We start from the raw sequence: 17,929 nt of genomic DNA on the forward strand, positions 1-17,929 counted from the left end.
GTGACGATGACCGACGACGCGCAGTGCCCGACCGACGACCGGCAAAACCCCGCCGACACGCGGCAGCACCTGGCCCGCCTCGAACAGCGGCTGGCACGACTGGAGGACGAGGCCGCCGTCACCTCCCTGATCCTGTCCTACGGACCACTGGTCGACAGCGGACGGGCCGAGGCCGTGGCCGGCCTGTGGGAGGAGGACGGGGTCTACGACGTCGACGAACTGCTGATGACCGGGCGCGAGGAGATCGCCGCCATGGTCCGCTCCGCCAACCACCAGAGGTGGATCGGCCTCGGCTGCGCCCACGTCGTGGGCCCGCCACGGGTCCGGGTGCACGGCGACCTGGCCGTCGCCGTCTGCTACACCACCATGATCGTCCGGGACCCGGAGACCGGCGGGTTCACCCTGCGCCGCGCCACCGCGAACCTCTGGCGGCTGCGCCGGGGCGCCGACGGCTGGCGGGTGACCGTCCGTACGAACCGGGTCCTGGACGGGCGTGCCGAGTCCCCCGAACTGCTCGCCCGCGGTGCGGCGGCCGACGGATCGGCGGAGGAGGCGTGACGGGGGGCACGGCGGAGCGGGGGGAACGGGCGACCGGAGGGGACCGCGGGTCCGACGACCACCGGCTGATCACCGAAGGGCTCGCCCGGCTCGCCTCGGCGCTCGACACCCGGGACTGGGAGGGTGTCGCCGCCGCCTTCACCGCGGACGCGACCGGTTACGGAGTCACCGGCGTGGAGAACGTCGTCGCCGTCGTCCGACGCCATCTGGGCGGCTGCGGCCCCTCCCAGCACCTGCTCGGCAATCACCGGGTGACCGTAGACGGCGACCGCGCCCGGTCCCTGACGTACGCGCGCGTGTACCACCAGGGCGCGGGCTCGTTGGCGGACCGCTTCTTCGAGTGCTGCGGCGAGTACGACGACCTCTGGCTGCGTACGGAAGGGCGATGGCTGCTGTGCCGCCGGGAGTTCACCATGACGATCCGGCTCGGGGACTTCGGCGTGCTGCGTCCGCCGCCCGAGCCGGAGACGTGACGGACCCGATGGCTTCTCCCGCCGGACATTCCCATGGTCCCCGGGGCACCTCGGAGTTGTTCCGGGGTGCCCCGGGGGTTGTCGCGGGGTGTCCGGGGGTTGCACCGAGGTGACCGGAGGTTGCTCCGGGGTGACCGGGGGTCCGCCCGGTCCGCCCGGTCCGCCCGGTCCGCCCGGTCCGCCCGGTCCGCCCGGTCCGCCTGCCCAGGGTCGCCCCGGGGTCCTCTCGGATCGGACTCCCGGGCGACTGCTCCGGTGGCCGGTCACGTGCCGCCGTGTGTGAGCGGGAGCGGGGCCGTCCGGCCGCGGCTTCGGACCGCGGCCGGACGGCGCGTGCTCGGCGGCGCCGGGCTCAGCCGGCCGCCTCGGTCGCGGACAGACGCACGTCCCCGACCGGCGGGAGCCCTTCCGCCGGTTCGACGAGACCGCCGCGGGCGGGGGCGCGTCCGTGTTTCATGAGCAGGGCGACCACCACTCCGACGCCGCCCACCAGCGCCGCGTACCCGTAGGCGTGGGTGAGCGCGCTGTCGGCGTAGACCACGGAGCTGGTGGCCGCGTCCACCATCAGCACGTGGTCGGACATGACCACGCCGGTCAGTGCCGTGGCGATACCGGCGGCCAGCAGGGTGGTCATGCCGCCGATCGAGTTGCCCACCGCGTTCTGCGAGGCGGGCAGCGAGTCCTGGAGCAGGTTGGCGTTGGAGGAGTGCAGGAAGCCGTTGGCGCAGCCGCCGACCAGGGCCAGCAGGCCGATCTGCCACTGCACGGTGAACAGGCGGGAGCCGAGGAACATGACCAGGAGGTAGCACGCGGCGCCGGCGAGGAGGACGTTGCGGGCGCCGATCCTCGTGGTCAGGTAGCCCCCGAAGGGTCCCACGAACATGGCCACGATGCCCAGCGGGCAGGTCCACACGGCGAGTTCCGTGGCCGACAGTCCGACGCCGTAGCTGATGCCCGGGATGCCTCCCGGTGTCCTCAGCATGGTGGGGCTGATCAGCGCGTGCGCGTTCATCATGTACGACACGCACGCGACGGCCAGCACGGTCGGGCCGAACCTGCGGCCCAGCAGGACGTCGAGCGAGATCAGCGGGTGGCTGCAGACACGTTCCCAGGCCGCGAACGCGATCAGCATGGCGACGCCGAGGATCAGGAACGTCAGCGTGGATCCGGCGGACCAGCCCCATGTGCTGCCCTGGGTGATGCCGAGCAGCAGCACACCGATGCCCGGGCCGAGGAGGATGGTTCCGACGTAGTCGACGGGACGGTCGACGCGCACCGGGCTCTCGGGGATGACGAAGGCGTAGAACGGCAGCAGGACGACCGCGTAGAGCGCGAGGAACCAGAAGACGCCTTCGGGGCCGTGGTCGTCGATGAGCCAGCCGGCCAGGAAGGGGCCGGCGACCGCCGCCATGCCGATCCCGGTCACCACCGTGCCCAGGGCGATCGGCACGAAGTCGCGCGGCATGATGTCGCGCACCAGGCTGTACGAGAGGGAGACGATACCGACGAGACAGCCCTGGAGGGCCCGGCCCACCAGCAGCACGGCGAAGGAGGACGCGAGCGCGCAGATCACGCTGCCCGCGAGGAAGACGAGGCCGAGCAGGATGATGACCCGCTTCTTGCCCCACTTGTCCGCCGCCTTGCCCACCAGTGGCATGACGGTGGCGCCGGCGAGTGTGACGATCGAGGCGGCCCAGGCTATGTTCAGGGTCCTGAACTCCCTGGCCATGTCCGGCAGCGCCGGGTAGACCATCGTGATCTCGAAGGTGCCGGCCTCCGAGAGGAGGATGACCAGGGCGAGCACGGCCAGTGCCCTCCCTCTGGAGATCACCGCGGGACGCGGGGTGACGTTGTCTGCCATCGTGGTCCTTCGTCGAGGGTGCGGGGTGCCAGGAGGGTGCGCGGTGCGGGGGGCGACATCTGAGGCATCGTCAGTCACTCGCGTCGAGGGGGGCGTTGAGCTCCCAGGGCGCGGCCTGTTCCAGTCGCGTGGCCAGGGCGAGCAGGAGTCCCTCGCCGCCGAGGCCGGCGGCGAACTGGACGCCCAGCGGCAGTCCCTCGCCGTCCCGGCCGAACGGCACGGACATCGCCGGCATGCCGGTGACGTTGTGGACGCTGGTGAACGCGGAGCAGACCGAGGCGTGTTCGTAGACCGTCTCCGGCCGGCGCGTGTCGAGCGTGCCCAGGCGGGGCGTGGGCCGGGCGAGGGTCGGGCTCAGCAGGACGTCGTACGCCGTGAACGCCGCCCCGACCTGCCAGCCGATCTCCTGCACCCGGCTCAGCGCCCGGCTGACGTCGGCGCCGGTGAGGGAGCGGTAGTGCTCGTAGAGCACTCTGGTGAACGGTTCGACGTCGTCGTCGGCGAGGGGCCGGCCGAGCTGCGCGAGGCGGGCGTCGATCCGGGCGACCAGGTCGCCGCCCATCAGGACGCCGGAGGTGTGGCCCACCTCCTCCGGCCGGTAGGGCGCCGTGATCTCGGTGACCTCGTGGCCGAGGCTCTCGCACAGTCGGGCCGCCGCGAGCACGGCTCGTTCCGGATCGGGGTGCACGGCGGGACCGCCCGGCAGGGAGGTGATCAGGCCGATGCGCAGCCGTCCGGGATCGCGCCGCGCGAGGGCGGCGAACGAGTCGGCGGGGGTGGGCGCGGCGTACGCGTCGCCGGGGAGCGGGCCGGCGGCGATGTCGAGGAGCAGGGCGCTGTCGCGCACCGTCCTGGCCACCGCGTGATGGCCGGAGACCAGTCCCGACAGGGTGGAGGGCCGCGGGGCGGGGCTCACCCGGCCGCGGCTGGGTTTGAGTCCGAACAGTCCGCAGGCCGCCGAGGGGATGCGGATGGAGCCGCCGCCGTCGCTGGCGTGGGCGACCGGGACCATTCCGGCGCTCACGGCTGCCGCTGATCCGCCGCTCGATCCTCCGGGCGAGTACGCCCGGTGCCACGGGTTGCGGGTCGGACCGCCGAGGGTGGGTTCCGTGCTGGCGTTGAGGCCGAGCTCGGCGGTGTTGGTGGTGCCGAGGACGACCATGCCGGCGCGCCGGTAGCGCCGCACGAGTTCGCTGTCGCGCGTGGCGACGCCGTCGGCGAAGAGCCGGCTGCCGCCGGTGTGCGGCAGGCCGGTCACCTCCGTGCCGAGGTCCTTGACGAGGACCGGCACACCGCGCAGCGGCCCGTCGGGCAGTCCGGCGTCCACCTCCGCCAGGGCCTCGTCGAAACGTGTGTGGATGACGGCGTTGAGTTCGCCGTTGAGCTTCTCGATCCGGGCGATGGCCTCTTCGACCACGGCGCGGATGCTCACCTCGCCGTCGGCGATGGCCGCCGCGGTCGCGACGGCGTCCCACCTGTGGGCCACTGGCTCCTCCTCGGGCTCGGACATCCGCACACCGGGACGCGGGTCCCGGTGGCGGCGCGGCTCGCCGCACGGCATGAGGCCGCACGACGTCGGTTCGTCGGGATGGGGGGCCTTGGGGGGTGAGGGGAAGTTACGGTCCGGGGCATTCGCCGATGTGATCCGTCCCACTCACCGGGAGCGCCGGACGTCGGCGCCGAACGACGCCCGCGCGGCGCCCCGGCTCCGGCCGCCGGCACCGGCACCGGCACCGGCACCGGTCCACCCGTACGTCGTACGCCGGGCGACGGGCGACGGGCGACGGGCGACGGGCGAACTGCGACGGCGCGCGGGCCGGCGGGACCAGGCACCGGACGGCGGCACCGGACCGCGGACGAGCCCCCGTCGGCGCGGCCCCGGCTTGCGCCGGGGAGGCGCGCGGCCGGTCCGGGGGCCGCCCGGACGGCGTGCGGCCCGCGCACCGGCTCGGGGCCACCGGACGGCCGCGGTCGCCCTCCTCCGGCCGCCGCACACCACTCGCCGCCCTGCGCCCACCGGACGCCACCTGCCGTCCTGCGGCCCCCGGGCGGCGCTTGCCGCCCTGCGGCTACCGGGCGCCGTACACCGGCTGCGGGTCGGCGGAGTCCGCCAGCAGGCGCAGGGCGGTCTCGCCCGCCTCGGCCGGGGTCCGGCGGGCGCCCCGGTCCGCGGTGGGGCCGGGGCGCCAGCCCTCCATGACGGTGATCCGGCCGCCCTCGGCCTCGAACACCCGGCCGCTCACACCGGCCGAGGCGGCGGAGCCCAGCCAGACGACGAGCGGCGAGACGTTCTCCGGGGCCATGGCGTCGAAGCCGCCCTGGCCGGGCGCGGCCATGGTGTCGGCGAAGGTCTGCTCGGTCATCCGGGTGCGGGCGGCCGGGGCGACGGCGTTCACCTGGACGCCGTAGCGGCCCAGTTCGGCGGCGGCGACGAGGGTGAGGCCGACGATCCCCGCCTTGGCGGCGGAGTAGTTGCCCTGGCCCACGCTGCCCAGCAGCCCGGCCCCCGAACTGGTGTTGACCACGCGGGCCTCGGGGGTGCGGCCCGCCTTCGCCTCGGCGCGCCAGTGCGCGGCGGCGTGCTTGAGCGGGAGGAAGTGGCCCTTGAGGTGGACGCGCATGACGGCGTCCCAGTCGTCCTCGTCGAGGTTGACGAGCATGCGGTCGCGCAGGAACCCGGCGTTGTTGACGAGGGTGTCCAGGCGGCCGAAGGCGTCGAGGGCGGCGGCGACGAGGGAGGCGGCTCCGTCGGAGGTGGCGATGTCGCCGCCGTGGGCGACCGCCTCCCCGCCGAGCGCGCGGATCTCCTCGACGACCCGTTGGGCCGGCCCGGCGGCCCCGCCGGTGCCGTCGAGTCCGACGCCGAGGTCGTTGACGACGACCTTGGCGCCCTCGGCCGCGAGGGCGAGGGCGTGGGCGCGCCCGAGTCCGCGGCCCGCTCCGGTCACCACGGCGACGCGTCCGCTGCACAGTCCGGTCATGACGGCTTCAGGTCCCTTCTCCTTGGGGCATCGGGCTCCGGCCGACGACCGAGGAGGACGCCGGACGGCCGGGCGCTGCCGGGTCCCGGCGCCGAAATTCCGCCCGCGCCCCTTTGGAGGGGGCGACGGGGGGTCCGACGACGGGGCCCGGGCGCCCGCCGCCCGTGGACGCCTTCCCGCGGCGCGTGCCCGCTGCTACATTCCCCTAACAAACGTTTGGTGGAAAGGTAGCTGATCTGCTCATGGGTGTCTCCACCTCCGCCCCGGAAAAGGGCGTCGCCGTCATCACCGTGGACTTCCCTCCGGTCAACGCCCTGCCCGTGCGGGGCTGGCACGACCTGGCCGCAGCGGTGCGCGCCGCCGGGGCCGACCCGGACGTGCGCTGTGTGGTGCTCACCGCCGCCGGCCGGGGCTTCAACGCGGGCGTCGACATCAAGGAGATGCAGCGCTCGGACGGCCACGACGCCCTCATCGGCGCCAACCACGGCTGCTACGAGGCGTTCGCCGCCGTATACGACTGCCAGGTCCCCGTGGTCGCGGCGGTGCACGGCTTCTGCCTGGGCGGGGGCATCGGCCTGGTGGGCAACGCCGACGCGATCGTCGCCGCCGACGACGCCGTCTTCGGCCTCCCGGAGCTGGACCGGGGCGCGCTCGGCGCCGCCACCCACCTGGCCCGGCTGGTGCCGCAGCACCTGATGCGGACGCTGTACTACACCTCGCGCACCGTCACCGCCGAGGAGCTGCACCGGCACGGCTCGGTGTGGCAGGTGGTGCCCCGCGAGCGACTGGACGCCGCCGCGCTGGAGCTGGCCCGCGAGATCGCCGCGAAGGACGGATACCTGATCCGCCTGGCCAAGGCCGCGATCAACGGCATCGACCCGGTGGACGTCCGCCGCAGCTACCGCTTCGAACAGGGCTTCACCTTCGAGGCCAACCTCAGCGGTGTCGCCGATCGCGTCCGTGACACCTTCGGCACGAACCAGGAGCAGCATTCGTGAGCAGGGACAAGACGATGACGGCCGAGGAGGTCGTCGCCCGGCTGGAGAGCGGGATGACGATCGGCATCGGCGGCTGGGGATCGCGCCGCAAGCCGATGGCGCTGGTGCGGGCGCTGCTGCGCTCGGACGTCACCGACCTGACCGTGGTGTCGTACGGCGGCCCGGACGTGGGCCTGCTGGCGGCGGCAGGGAAGATCCGCAAGCTGGTGGCTGCGTTCGCCACGCTCGACTCCATACCCCTGGAGCCCCATTTCCGCGCGGCCCGGGAGCGCGGCGCGCTGGAACTGGTGGAACTCGACGAGGCCATGTTCATGTGGGGGCTGACCGCCGCCGCGCACCGGCTGCCGTTCATGCCGATCCGGGCCGGCCTCGGCTCCGACGTGCTGCGGGTCAACCCGCGCCTGCGGACGATCACCTCGCCCTACGAGGACGGCGAGGAGCTGGTGGCGGTGCCCGCGCTGCGCCTGGACGCCGCCCTCGTCCACCTCAACCGCGCCGACGTGCACGGCAACGCCCAGTACCTCGGCCCGGACCCCTACTTCGACGACCTGTTCTGCGAGGCCGCCGACGCCGCGTACGTCTCCTGCGAACGGATCGTGGACGGCGCCGACCTGCTCAAGGCGGGCGGTCCGCAGACGCTGCTGGTCAAGCGCGCGTTCGTGAACGGGGTGGTGGAGACCCCGAACGGCGCGCACTTCACCTCCTGCGTCCCCGACCACGACCGGGACGAGGCCTTCCAGCGCGCCTACGTCCGTGCCGCCGGCGACCCCGAGTCCTGGCGGGCCTTCACCGAACGGTTCCTGTCCGGCGACGAACACGCGTACCAGGCCGCGGTGACGGCGTTCCACGAGGAGGAGGCGGCAGCATGAGCGAGAGCGGTACGACGACGGCGACCCGGGCCGAGTACTGCGTGGTGGCCTGCGCGGAGGCATGGCGCGGCGCGGGCGAGGTCCTGGCGAGCCCCATGGGCACCGTGCCCACGATCGGGGCCCGGCTGGCGAGGCTCACCTTCTCCCCCGAGCTGCTGCTCACCGACGGCGAGGCGCTGCTCATCGGCGACGTCCCGGCGATCGGCGCCCCGGCGGGGGTGGTGGAGGGCTGGCTGCCCTACCGTCAGCACCTGGCCCTGGTGGCGACCGGACGGCGGCACGTGATGATGGGCGCCTCCCAGATCGACCGGTACGGCAACCAGAACATCTCCTGCGTCGGCGACTGGGACCGGCCCGCCCGGCAGTTGCTGGGCGTGCGCGGCGCACCCGTCAACACCCTGAACAACCCGACGAGTTACTGGGTGCCCCGGCACTCGCGGCGGGTGTTCGTGGAGCGGGTCGACATGGTCTGCGGGGTCGGCTACGACCGCGCGCGGGCCGCCGGGCCCTCCGCCGCCCGCTACCACCGCGTCCCCGAAGTCATCAGCGACCTGGGCGTCTTCGACTTCGAGACCCCGGACCGCTCGATGCGGCTGCGCTCCCTGCATCCCGGTGTGACGGTCGAACAGGTCGCCGAGGCCACCGGGTTCGCCCTCACCGTCCCCGACGAGGTGCCCTACACCCGCGATCCCACGGCCGAGGAGCTGCGGCTGATCCGCGAGGTCGTCGACCCGGCGGGTGCGCGCGAGCGCGAGGTGCGCCCATGAGCGGGGCCGTGATCGCCACCCCGCTCACGCGACTGGTCGGGGTGAGGCACCCGATCGTGCAGACCGGCATGGGCTGGGTGGCCGGACCCCGTCTGGTCTCGGCCGCCGCCGAGGCCGGCGCGCTCGGGATCCTCGCCTCCGCGACGATGTCCGTGGAACGGCTGCGCGCCGCCGTGCGCGAGGTCAGGTCCCGTACCGACGCGCCGTTCGGCGTCAATCTCCGGGCCGACGCCTCGGACGCGTCCGAGCGGGTCCGGGTGATCGTCGAGGAGGGCGTACGGGTCGCCTCGTTCGCCCTCGCGCCGTCCCGGGAGCTGATCGCCCGGCTCAAGGACGCCGGTGTCGTGGTCATCCCCTCGATCGGCGCCCGCCGGCACGCCGAGAAGGTCGCGGCCTGGGGCGCCGACGCCGTGGTGGTCCAGGGCGGTGAGGGCGGCGGGCACACCGGCGACGTCGCGACGACGGTGCTGCTCCCCCAGGTCGTGGACGCCGTGGACATTCCGGTGATCGCGGCCGGCGGCTTCCACGACGGCCGCGGGCTGGTCGCCGCGCTCGCCTACGGCGCCGCCGGCATCGCCATGGGCACCCGCTTCCTGCTCACCTCCGACAGCCCCGTCCCCGACGCGGTCAAGGCCAGGTACCTGGCCGCCGGCGTCAAGGACGTCACCCTCACCACCAAGGTGGACGGCCTGCCGCACCGGATGCTGCGCACGGAGATGGTCGACGCGCTGGAGCGCTCGGGCCGGACGACGGCGCTGCTGCGGGCGGTGCGCCACGCGGCGGCCTTCCGGCGCGAGTCCGGCATGAGCTGGGCGCGGATGGTCCGCGACGGCCTCGCCATGCGGCACGGCAAGGAACTGACCTGGGGTCAGGTGCTGCTGGCCGCCAACACCCCCATGCTGCTGCGGGCATCCATGGTCGAGGGCCGCACCGACATCGGTGTGATGGCCTCCGGGCAGGTCGCCGGAGTCATCGAGGACCTGCCGTCCTGCGCCGAACTGGTCGAGCGCGTCATGACCGAGGCGCACACCGCGCTCGGCGCGCTGCCGGCCGTGCGCTGAGCGCCGGACGGCCCGGCCCGCACACCGAAGGACCCGGCCCCGCGTCGCGGGGCCGGGTCCTTGCCATGACATGACGTCAGAGGCGTTCGATGATGGTGACGTTGGCCTGGCCGCCGCCTTCGCACATCGTCTGGAGGCCGAACCGGCCGCCGGTGCGCTCCAGTTCGTGCAGCATGGTGGTCATCAGCCGGGTGCCGGTGGCGCCCAGCGGGTGGCCCAGGGCGATGGCGCCGCCGTTGACGTTCACCTTCTCCGGGTCGGCGCCGGTCTCCTTCAGCCACGCCAGGACGACGGAGGCGAAGGCCTCGTTTATCTCGACCAGGTCGATGTCGTCGAGCGTCATCCCGGCCTTCTTCAGGGCGTACGCGGTGGCCGGGATCGGCGCGGACAGCATGCGGATCGGGTCCTCGCCGCGCACCGAGAGGTGGTGGATGCGGGCGCGCGGAGTCAGCCCGTGCTCGCGCACGGCCCGCTCGGAGGCGAGGAGCATCGCCGCGGCTCCGTCGGAGACCTGCGAGGAGACCGCCGCCGTCAGCCGGCCGCCCTCGACCACCGGCTTCAGGGCCGCCATCTTCTCCAGGCTGGTGTCCCGGCGCGGCCCCTCGTCGGCCGTCATCTCGCCGTAGGCGGCGATCTCCCGGTCGAAACGGCCCTCGTCGACGGCGCGGACCGCCCGCCGGTGCGAGCGCAGCGCGAACTCCTCCATGTCGCGCCGGGAGACGTCCCACTGCTCGGCGATGAGTTCCGCGCCGTGGAACTGGTTGACCGGCTGGTCGCCGTAGCGCGCCCGCCAGCCCGCGGAGCCGGCGTAGGGGCCCTGGGTCAGACCGAGCGGTTCGGCTGCCTGGCGGCTGGCGAAGGCGATCGGGATCTGGGACATGTTCTGGGTGCCGCCCGCGACCACCAGGTCCTGGGTGCCCGACAGGACGCCCTGGGCCGCGAAGTGCACGGCCTGCTGGGACGATCCGCACTGCCGGTCCACGGTCACGCCGGGCACCTCCTCGGGCAGCCCCGCGGCCAGCCAGCAGGTGCGTGCGATGTCGCCGGCCTGCGGTCCGACGGTGTCCAGGCAGCCGAAGACGACGTCCTCGACCGCGGCCGGGTCGATGCCGGAACGTTCCACGAGCGCCTTGAGCACATGGGCCCCGAGATCGGCCGGGTGGACGGCGGACAGTGCGCCGTTCCGGCGGCCGACCGGGGTCCGTACCGCTTCGACGATGTATGCCTCGGCCATGCCTGCTGCTCCCTTGGTGAAGGTGACGTCCGGTGAGGGTGACGTCTGCCGTGTCAGGTCCGTACGGCGATGCCCTCCAGCACCATCGACAGGTACTGGCGGGCGATCTCCTCCGGACTGTGCTGTCCGCCCGGCCTGTACCACGACGCGGCGACCCAGACGGTGTCGCGCACGAAGCGGTAGGTGAGCCGTACATCCAGGTCGGCGCGGAAGGTGTTGGTGGCCACACCGCGTTCCAGCGTCCCCAGCCAGGCCCGCTCGAACTTCAGCTGGGAGTCGGCGAGGTAGGCGAAGCGCGGCTGGCTCTGGAGGTGCTTGGACTCCTTCTGGTAGATGGCGACGGCGGCGCGGTGCCGGTCGATCTCCCGGAAGGACTCCACGACGAGGGCCTCGATGGTCTCCCGGGGCCCGAGCTCGGCGGCCAGGACGGCGTCGTAGCGCTCCCAGAGCTCGTTCAGGAAGGTGGAGAGGATCTCGTCGAGCATCGACTCCTTGGAGTCGAAGTGGTAGTAGAGGCTGCCCGCGAGCATCCCCGCCTCGTCCGCGATCCTGCGCACGGTGGTGGCGTTGTACCCCTGGGCGGCGAACACCTCGGCGGCGGTGGCCAGGAGCTCCTCGCGCCGCTCGGGCGACGGGCTCGTCGCGTTCTTCTTGCTGCTGCTGACTTTCGGCACCCGACCATCCTCGCTCAGGCGTGCTGGCTGCTGACGGACAGGATCTCGCCCGTCATGTACGAGGAGTAGCCGCTGGCCAGGAACACGATGACGTTGGCGACCTCCCAGGGCTCGGCGTAGCGGCCGAACGCCTCCTTGGCGGTGAGTTCCGCCAGCAGCTCGGGAGTGGTGACCTTCACCAGGTGCGGGTGCATGGCCAGGCTGGGCGAGACGGCGTTGACCCGCACCCCGTACTCGGCCGCCTCCAGGGCGGCGCAGCGGGTGAGCGCCATCACCGCGGCCTTGGCGGCGGCGTAGTGCGCCTGCCCCTTCTGGGCCCGCCAGCCGATCACCGAGGCGTTGTTGACGATCACTCCCCCGCTGCCCGCCGCCTTCATGCGGCGCAGGGCGGCGCGGGTGCAGCGGAAGGTGCCGTTCAGGGTGACGTCGAGCACCTTGTCCCACTGCTCGTCGGTCATCTCGACCAGGTCGGCGGTGCCGCCCAGTCCGGCGTTGTTGACCACGATGTCGAGGCGGCCGTGGCGTTCCTGGGCGAGGTCGAACAGCGCGCCGACCTCGCTCTCGTCGGTGACGTCGCAGGGCAGCGCCGCAACGCGCGCCGCGCCGAACTCGTCGGCGAGCGCGGCCCGGGTCTCCTCCAGCCGGCGGGCGTGGGCGTCGGACAGGAGTACGTCCGCGCCCTCCTCCAGCAGCCGCCGGGCGGTGGCGCCGCCGATGCCGGCGCCGGCGGCGGCGGTGACGACGGCGGTCCGGCCCCGGAGCAGGCCGTGCCCCGGGACGTACACGGGATCGGTGGTCACGGACGAACCTCCTTGGGCAGGCCGAGCACCCGCTCGGCGATGATGTCGCGCTGGATCTCGTTGGAGCCCGCGTAGATGGTGTCGGCGCGGGAGAAGAGGAACAGCCGCTGCCAGTCGTCGAGGTCGTACGGCCCGCCGGCGGCGAGCATCCCGCCGGCGCCGCACACGTCCATGGCGAGTTCGCCCAGTTCCCGGTGCCAGGTGGCCCAGTAGATCTTGCCGATGGAGGCCTCCGGGCCGGGGGCGCCGGCGGCGACGCCCTCCAGCATGCGCAGCGCGTTGAACCGGATGGTCTCCAGGCCGATCCAGGCGCGGGCGAGCCGGTCGCGGACGACCGGGTCCTCGGCGGCGCCGTTGCGGCGGGCCAGGTCGAGCAGTGCCTGGAGCTCGCGGCGGAAGCCGACCTGCTGGCCGAGGGTGGACACCCCGCGTTCGAAGCCGAGCGTCGCCATCGCGACCTTCCAGCCCTCGCCGGGCGCGCCCACGATGTGCGAGGCGGGTGTGCGGGCCCCGTCGAAGAACACCTCGTTGAACTCGGAGGTGCCGGTCAGCTGGGTGATGGGCCGGACCTCCACGCCGGGCTGGTCGAGCGGGACCAGCAGGTAGGACAGTCCCCGCCGGCGGACGCTGCCGGGCTCGGTGCGCGCCACGACGAAGCACCACTGGGACTCGTGGGCGAGCGAGGTCCAGGTCTTCTGCCCGCTGACCACCCACTCCCCGCCGTCGCGCTCGGCCCGGGTGCGCACGCCCGCCAGATCCGACCCGGCGTCCGGTTCGCTGTACCCCTGGCACCACAGCTCCCGCACCGCGACGATCGGCGGCAGGAAGCGCTCACGCTGCTCGGGCGTGCCGAAGGCCATCAGGGTGGGCCCGAGGAGCTGCTCGCCGATGTGGTTGACCCGGGCGGGGGCGTCGGCCAGGGCGTACTCCTCGTGGAAGGCGACCTGCTGCTCCAGGGTGGCCCCCCGGCCGCCGTACTGCTCGGGCCAGCCCACGCACGTCCAGCCGGCCGCGGCCATGTGGCGCTCCCAGGCGAGCCGTTCGGCGAACGCCTCGTGCTCGCGGCCCGGTCCGCCGCGTCCGCGCAGGGCCGCGAACTCACCGGTGAGGTTGGCCCGCAGCCAGCCGCGGACCTCGGTGCGGAACTCCTCGACGCTGCTCATGGACGTACGTTAACCTACCAAACACTTGTTAGGGAAGGAGGGGCGGATGCCCGCTGCCCACGACCACTCGGCCGAGCGCCCCCAGGCGCAGGACGGCCCGGTGCGCTACCACCGGCAGGGCCCGGTCGCGATCGTCACCATGAACCGGCCCGAGTACCGCAACGCGCAGAACTCCGCGATGACCTACGCCCTCGACCGGGCCTTCTACCGCGCCGCCGACGACGACGAGGTCAAGGTCGTCGTCCTCGCCGGAGCGGGGGAGCACTTCTCGGCCGGTCACGACATCGGCACCCCGGAGCGCGACGCCCACCTGCCCTTCGACCGCAGGGCCGGGCTGTGGTGGGACCACTCGGACAAGGCGGGCGCGGAGAGCCGCTACGCCCGCGAGTCCGAGGTCTACCTCGGCATGTGCCGCCGCTGGCGGGAACTGCCCAAGCCCGTCATCGCCTCGGTGCAGGGCGCGTGCGTGGCGGGCGGCCTCATGCTCGCCTGGGTGTGCGACCTGATCGTCGCCTCCGAGGACGCCTTCTTCGCCGACCCGGTGGTCCGCATGGGCATACCCGGCGTGGAGTACTTCGCGCACCCCTGGGTGATGCCGCCCCGCGTCGCCAAGGAGTTCCTCTACACCGGCGACCGGATGACCGCCCGGCGCGCCCACGAGGTGGGCATGGTCAACCGGGTCGTCCCGCGCGCCGAACTCACCGAGCGCACCATGGAGCTGGCCGACCGGATCGCCGGGATGCCGCGCATGGGCCTGGCGCTCACCAAGCGCGCGGTCAACCAGGCCGAGGACCTCCAGGGCCTGCACAGCGGCATGGACTCGGTCTTCGGACTGCACCACCTGGCACACGCGCACAACGCCGAGACCGCCCGCGACCCGCTCGGCGGCATGGACGTGCGCGCCATGAAGAAGGGCTCTGCCTGATGGACCTCGACTTCACCGCGGCGCAGGACGCCTTCCGCGCCGAGGCCCGCGACTGGCTGGCCGCCCATGTCCCGCCGGCGCCGCTGCCCTCGCTGGAGACGGCGGACGGCTTCGCGGCCCACCGGGACTGGGAACGCACGCTCTCCGCCGACCGCTGGTCGGTGGTCTCCTGGCCCGAGGAGTACGGCGGCCGGTCCTGCTCGCTCCTGGAGTGGCTGATCTTCGAGGAGGAGTACTACGCCGCCGGCGCGCCCGGCCGGGTGAGCCAGAACGGCATCAACCTGCTCGCCCCCACCCTCTTCGAGCACGGCACCGACGAGCAGCGCGCCCGCGTCCTGCCCCCCATGGCGAGCGGCGAGGTGATCTGGGCCCAGGCCTGGTCCGAGCCGGAGTCCGGTTCGGACCTCGCCTCGCTGCGCTCCACGGCCGTGCGCACCGACGGCGGCTGGCTGCTCAGCGGCCAGAAGACCTGGTCGTCGCGGGCCGCCTTCGCCGACCGCGCCTTCGGCCTGTTCCGCAGCCACCCGGACGCGGACCGGCCCCACCGGGGTCTGACGTACCTGATGTTCCCGCTGGACGCCGAGGGCGTGACGGTGCGGCCCATCGGCCGGCTCGACGGCAAGCCCGCCTTCGCCGAACTCTTCCTCGACCGCGTCTTCGTCCCCGACGAGGACGTGATCGGCGAGGCCGGCCAGGGCTGGCGGGTGGCGATGAGCACGGCCGGCAACGAACGCGGGCTGACCCTGCGCAGCCCCGGCCGGTTCACCGCCGCCGCCGACCGGCTCACCGCGCTGTGGCGCTCCGCCGCCGACCCGGCCGACACCGCCCTGCGCGACCGGGTGGCCGACGCCGTCGTCGCGGCCCGCGCCTACCAGCTCTTCTCCTACGCGGGCGTCTCACGGATCGCCGCGGGAGGCGCGATCGGCGCCGAGTCCAGCCTCAACAAGGTCTTCTGGTCCGAACTGGACATCGCCCTGCACGAGACCGCCCTCGACCTGCTCGGGCCGTACGGCGAGCTGTCCGACGAGGCCGCCGACGCCCCCGGGCACGGCGGCTGGGCCGAGGGGCACACCTTCTCCCTGGCCGGTCCCATCTACGCCGGGACCAACGAGATCCAGCGTGACATCATCGCCGAGCGGCTGCTCGGCCTGCCGAAGGGACGCCGGTGATGCGGTTCCTCCTCAACGACGAGCAGCGGGAGTTCGCCCGCTCGCTGGACGGCATGCTCACCGCGGCCGGCACCCCCGCCGTCGTACGGGCCTGGGCCGCCGGGGACTCCGCGCCGGGACGCGCGCTGTGGGCGAGGCTCGCCGAGGCCGGCGTCTTCGCCCTCGCCGTGCCGGAGGAGCACTCCGGCACCGGCCTCCTGCCGGTCGAACTGACCGTCGCCTTCACCGAACTGGGCCGCCACGCCGTGCCCGGCCCGCTGGTGGAGACGGTGGCCGCGGCCGCCTTCCTGGACCGGCTCGGCGACGAGAAGGCTGCCTCCGAGTGGCTCCCCGCGATCGCCTCCGGCGCGTCGGCCGTCTCCTTCGCACTGCTCTCCCCCGCCGGCCCCGCGCACGGCACTGTGCCCGGCACTGTGCCCGGCGGTGCGCACGGGGGTGCGCACGGGGGTGCGCACGGAGGTGCGCACGGGGGTGCGCACGGCACCCCGTACGCCCTGGACGCCGACGCGGCCGACGCCGTGTTCGCGGTCGACGGCGACAGCGTGCGCCTCGCGCGGTCCGCGGGCGCCGTGCAGCCCTCCGCCGACCCCGCGCGCAGACTCGCCCGGCCGCTCGGCGGGACCGTCCTGGCCCACGGCCCCGCGGTGACGGCCGCGGCGGAACACGCCGCGCACGTCGCCCGGCTGGCCACGGCCGCGCAGTCCCTCGGGCTGGGACGCACCCTGCTGGCCCGGACCGTCGACCACGTCCGCGGGCGCACCCAGTTCGGGGTGGCGATCGGTTCGTTCCAGGCGGTCAAGCACCACCTGGCCAACACCCTGATCGCCCTTGAGTTCGCCCAGCCCCTGGTCCACTCCGCCGCCCTGGCCCTGGCCGCGGGCGATCCGGCCGCCGACCGGGAGATCGCGGCGGCGAAGGTCGCGGCGGGGGAGGCCGCCCACGGGGCCGCCCTCACCGCCCTGCAACTGCACGGCGCCCTCGGCTACACCGACGAACTCGACCTGTCCCTGTGGATCCGCAAGGCCCGGCCGCTCCGGGACGCCTGGGGCACCCCCGCCGTGTGCCGGGCCCGCGTCCTCGCCGGACTCGGGGCCGCCTCCGCGCCCGCACGCACGGCGGTGGACGAGTGAGGCCGACCCGGGAGCAGGAGGAACTGCGCTCCGCCGTACGGTCGTTGCTCGCCCGCTACGAGGGTGCGAGCGCCTGGGCCCCGCTGACCGGGCAGATCGGCGTCGCCGGCCTGTGGGTGCCCGAGGAGTACGAGGGCGCGGGGTACGGGGCGGTCGAAGCGCACCTGGTGGCGGCGGAGCTGGGCCGGGTGCTGAGCCCCGTCCCGTATCTCGGTTCGGCCGTTCTGGCCGCGCAGGCCCTGCTCGCCTCCGCGGACGACGCGGCGTGCGCCCGGCTGCTGCCCGGCATCGCCGCCGGCGCCGCCGTGGCGTCGCTGGCCTGGGCGGAGGACGGATCGTGGGATCCCACGGCGGTGCGGAGCACGGCTTCGCCGGGTCCCGGCGGCGGCTGGCGGATCCACGGCGTCAAGGAACACGTGCTCGACGGCGCCGGAGCCGACGTCCTCCTCGTGGCGGCCCGCACCGACGCGGGGGTCTCCCTCTTCGAGGTGGCCCCCGACGACCCGCGGGTCCGAGGCGAGGCAACGGTGACCATGGACCTGACGCGGTCACTGGCCCGGCTGGCCCTGGAGGGAGCCGAGGGCCGGCTCGTCGGCGCGGAGGGCGACGGCGCCCGGGTACTGGCCCACGTCCTGGACCTCGGGTGCGCGGCCCTCGCCGCCGAACAGGTGGGCGCCGCGGAGCGGTGCCTGGAGGTCACGGTCGCCTACGCCCGCGAACGCGTGCAGTTCGGCCGGCCCATCGGCTCCTTCCAGGCCGTCAAGCACCGGCTGGCGGACGCCTACGTCCTGGTGGAGTCGGCGCGCTCGGCGGCGCTGGGCGCCGCCTACGCGGCGGCGGCGGGCGCGCCGGACCTGCCCAGGTACGCGGCGGTCGCCAAGTCCGCCTGCTCGGAGGCGCTCTCGACGGTGGCGGGCGAGATGATCCAGTTGCACGGCGGTATCGGCATCACCTGGGAACACGACGCCCACCGCTACTTCAAGCGTGCGCACGGCTCGTCCCAGCTCCTCGGCGCGCCGGCCCTGCACCGGCGGCGACTCGCCGCCGCGCTGGGTCTGACGGCGGGGACGGACGGCCCGCGGCCCCCGCACGACGCCGGACCCGCGGACCTGGCCGACGCGGTGCGGTCGAGTGCAGTCAAGTGAGAGAGTGAAAGGACCCGGAGTGAGCCTGAGGATCGTTGTCACTGTGAAGTACGTGCCCGACGCCACTGGCGACCGGCACTTCGCCGATGACCTGACCGTCGACCGGGACGATGTGGACGGT

Annotated in this window: 17 protein-coding genes and 1 pseudogene; 11 read left to right on the forward strand and 7 right to left on the reverse strand. The window is 73.9% G+C overall.

Features of this window, described 5'->3' with window-relative positions:
• The first annotated feature begins 6 nt into the window (after positions 1-6).
• Together ACF061_RS34670 and ACF061_RS34675 are read left to right on the forward strand one after the other, a co-directional pair.
• Complete coding sequence (locus tag ACF061_RS34670; RefSeq protein ID WP_392270991.1) at positions 7-558, forward strand: nuclear transport factor 2 family protein; 552 nt, start codon at positions 7-9, stop codon at positions 556-558.
• Positions 555-1,031 (forward strand): nuclear transport factor 2 family protein, encoded by a 477-nt coding sequence (locus tag ACF061_RS34675; RefSeq protein WP_392270992.1) that lies wholly within the window; start codon positions 555-557, stop codon positions 1,029-1,031. The genes ACF061_RS34670 and ACF061_RS34675 overlap by 4 nt, the downstream gene beginning before the upstream one ends.
• A 352-nt stretch (positions 1,032-1,383) precedes the next feature.
• Here ACF061_RS34675 and ACF061_RS34680 read toward each other — a convergent pair whose 3' ends face one another.
• The 3 genes from ACF061_RS34680 to ACF061_RS34690 form a co-directional block, all read right to left on the reverse strand.
• Positions 1,384-2,892: an MFS transporter gene (locus ACF061_RS34680; protein ID WP_392270993.1), complete on the reverse strand. Its 1,509-nt coding sequence runs from the start codon at positions 2,890-2,892 to the stop codon at positions 1,384-1,386.
• Between the two features lie 70 nt (positions 2,893-2,962).
• On the reverse strand, positions 2,963-4,378 hold the full coding sequence (locus ACF061_RS34685; protein ID WP_392270994.1) for an amidase: 1,416 nt from the start codon (positions 4,376-4,378) through the stop codon (positions 2,963-2,965).
• A 583-nt stretch (positions 4,379-4,961) separates the two neighbouring features.
• Positions 4,962-5,873: an SDR family oxidoreductase gene (locus tag ACF061_RS34690; protein WP_392270995.1), complete on the reverse strand. Its 912-nt coding sequence runs from the start codon at positions 5,871-5,873 to the stop codon at positions 4,962-4,964.
• Positions 5,874-6,115: 242 nt separating this feature from the next.
• Here ACF061_RS34690 and ACF061_RS34695 point away from each other — a divergent pair, with 242 nt between their 5' ends.
• The 4 genes from ACF061_RS34695 to ACF061_RS34710 are packed head-to-tail and all read left to right on the forward strand — an operon-like array spanning position 6,116 to position 9,568.
• The gene (locus ACF061_RS34695; RefSeq protein ID WP_392270996.1) at positions 6,116-6,871 is read left to right on the forward strand and encodes an enoyl-CoA hydratase family protein; all 756 of its coding nucleotides are present in this window, start codon (positions 6,116-6,118) and stop codon (positions 6,869-6,871) included.
• Between the two features lie 14 nt (positions 6,872-6,885).
• Complete coding sequence (locus ACF061_RS34700; protein ID WP_392271009.1) at positions 6,886-7,740, forward strand: CoA transferase subunit A; 855 nt, start codon at positions 6,886-6,888, stop codon at positions 7,738-7,740.
• Positions 7,737-8,507, forward strand: coding sequence for a CoA-transferase subunit beta (locus tag ACF061_RS34705; RefSeq protein ID WP_392270997.1), 771 nt, complete (start codon positions 7,737-7,739; stop codon positions 8,505-8,507). The genes ACF061_RS34700 and ACF061_RS34705 overlap by 4 nt, the downstream gene beginning before the upstream one ends.
• A complete protein-coding gene (locus tag ACF061_RS34710) occupies positions 8,504-9,568 on the forward strand; it encodes an NAD(P)H-dependent flavin oxidoreductase (protein ID WP_392270998.1) in 1,065 nt (354 codons plus the stop codon). The genes ACF061_RS34705 and ACF061_RS34710 overlap by 4 nt, the downstream gene beginning before the upstream one ends.
• 76 nt (positions 9,569-9,644) lie before the next feature.
• Here ACF061_RS34710 and ACF061_RS34715 read toward each other — a convergent pair whose 3' ends face one another.
• Genes ACF061_RS34715 through ACF061_RS34730 form a run of 4 tightly spaced genes read right to left on the reverse strand, consistent with a single transcriptional unit; the run spans position 9,645 to position 13,439 of the window.
• Positions 9,645-10,802: an acetyl-CoA C-acetyltransferase gene (locus ACF061_RS34715; protein WP_392270999.1), complete on the reverse strand. Its 1,158-nt coding sequence runs from the start codon at positions 10,800-10,802 to the stop codon at positions 9,645-9,647.
• Between the two features lie 53 nt (positions 10,803-10,855).
• On the reverse strand, positions 10,856-11,476 hold the full coding sequence (locus ACF061_RS34720; RefSeq protein ID WP_392271000.1) for a TetR/AcrR family transcriptional regulator: 621 nt from the start codon (positions 11,474-11,476) through the stop codon (positions 10,856-10,858).
• Positions 11,477-11,490: 14 nt separating this feature from the next.
• Positions 11,491-12,276 (reverse strand): SDR family oxidoreductase, encoded by a 786-nt coding sequence (locus ACF061_RS34725; protein ID WP_392271001.1) that lies wholly within the window; start codon positions 12,274-12,276, stop codon positions 11,491-11,493.
• A complete protein-coding gene (locus ACF061_RS34730; RefSeq protein ID WP_392271002.1) occupies positions 12,273-13,439 on the reverse strand; it encodes an acyl-CoA dehydrogenase family protein in 1,167 nt (388 codons plus the stop codon). The genes ACF061_RS34725 and ACF061_RS34730 overlap by 4 nt, the downstream gene beginning before the upstream one ends.
• A 46-nt stretch (positions 13,440-13,485) precedes the next feature.
• On the opposite strand from ACF061_RS34730, the gene ACF061_RS34735 reads away from it, so the two are divergent.
• From ACF061_RS34735 to ACF061_RS34755, 5 genes and pseudogenes are all read left to right on the forward strand, one after another.
• On the forward strand, positions 13,486-14,364 hold the full coding sequence (locus ACF061_RS34735; protein WP_392271003.1) for an enoyl-CoA hydratase: 879 nt from the start codon (positions 13,486-13,488) through the stop codon (positions 14,362-14,364).
• A complete protein-coding gene (locus ACF061_RS34740; protein WP_392271004.1) occupies positions 14,364-15,533 on the forward strand; it encodes an acyl-CoA dehydrogenase family protein in 1,170 nt (389 codons plus the stop codon). Before ACF061_RS34735 ends, ACF061_RS34740 begins: the two co-directional genes overlap by 1 nt.
• The gene (locus tag ACF061_RS34745; protein WP_392271005.1) at positions 15,533-16,663 is read left to right on the forward strand and encodes an acyl-CoA dehydrogenase family protein; all 1,131 of its coding nucleotides are present in this window, start codon (positions 15,533-15,535) and stop codon (positions 16,661-16,663) included. The genes ACF061_RS34740 and ACF061_RS34745 overlap by 1 nt, the downstream gene beginning before the upstream one ends.
• A complete protein-coding gene (locus ACF061_RS34750) occupies positions 16,660-17,808 on the forward strand; it encodes an acyl-CoA dehydrogenase family protein (protein ID WP_392271006.1) in 1,149 nt (382 codons plus the stop codon). Before ACF061_RS34745 ends, ACF061_RS34750 begins: the two co-directional genes overlap by 4 nt.
• Before the next feature lie 19 nt (positions 17,809-17,827).
• A pseudogene (locus tag ACF061_RS34755) lies at positions 17,828-17,929 on the forward strand (electron transfer flavoprotein subunit beta); the annotation flags it as partial.

The sequence above is a fragment of the Streptomyces sp. NPDC015220 genome, assembly GCF_043079345.1.
In the GTDB taxonomy this organism is placed as follows: domain Bacteria; phylum Actinomycetota; class Actinomycetes; order Streptomycetales; family Streptomycetaceae; genus Streptomyces.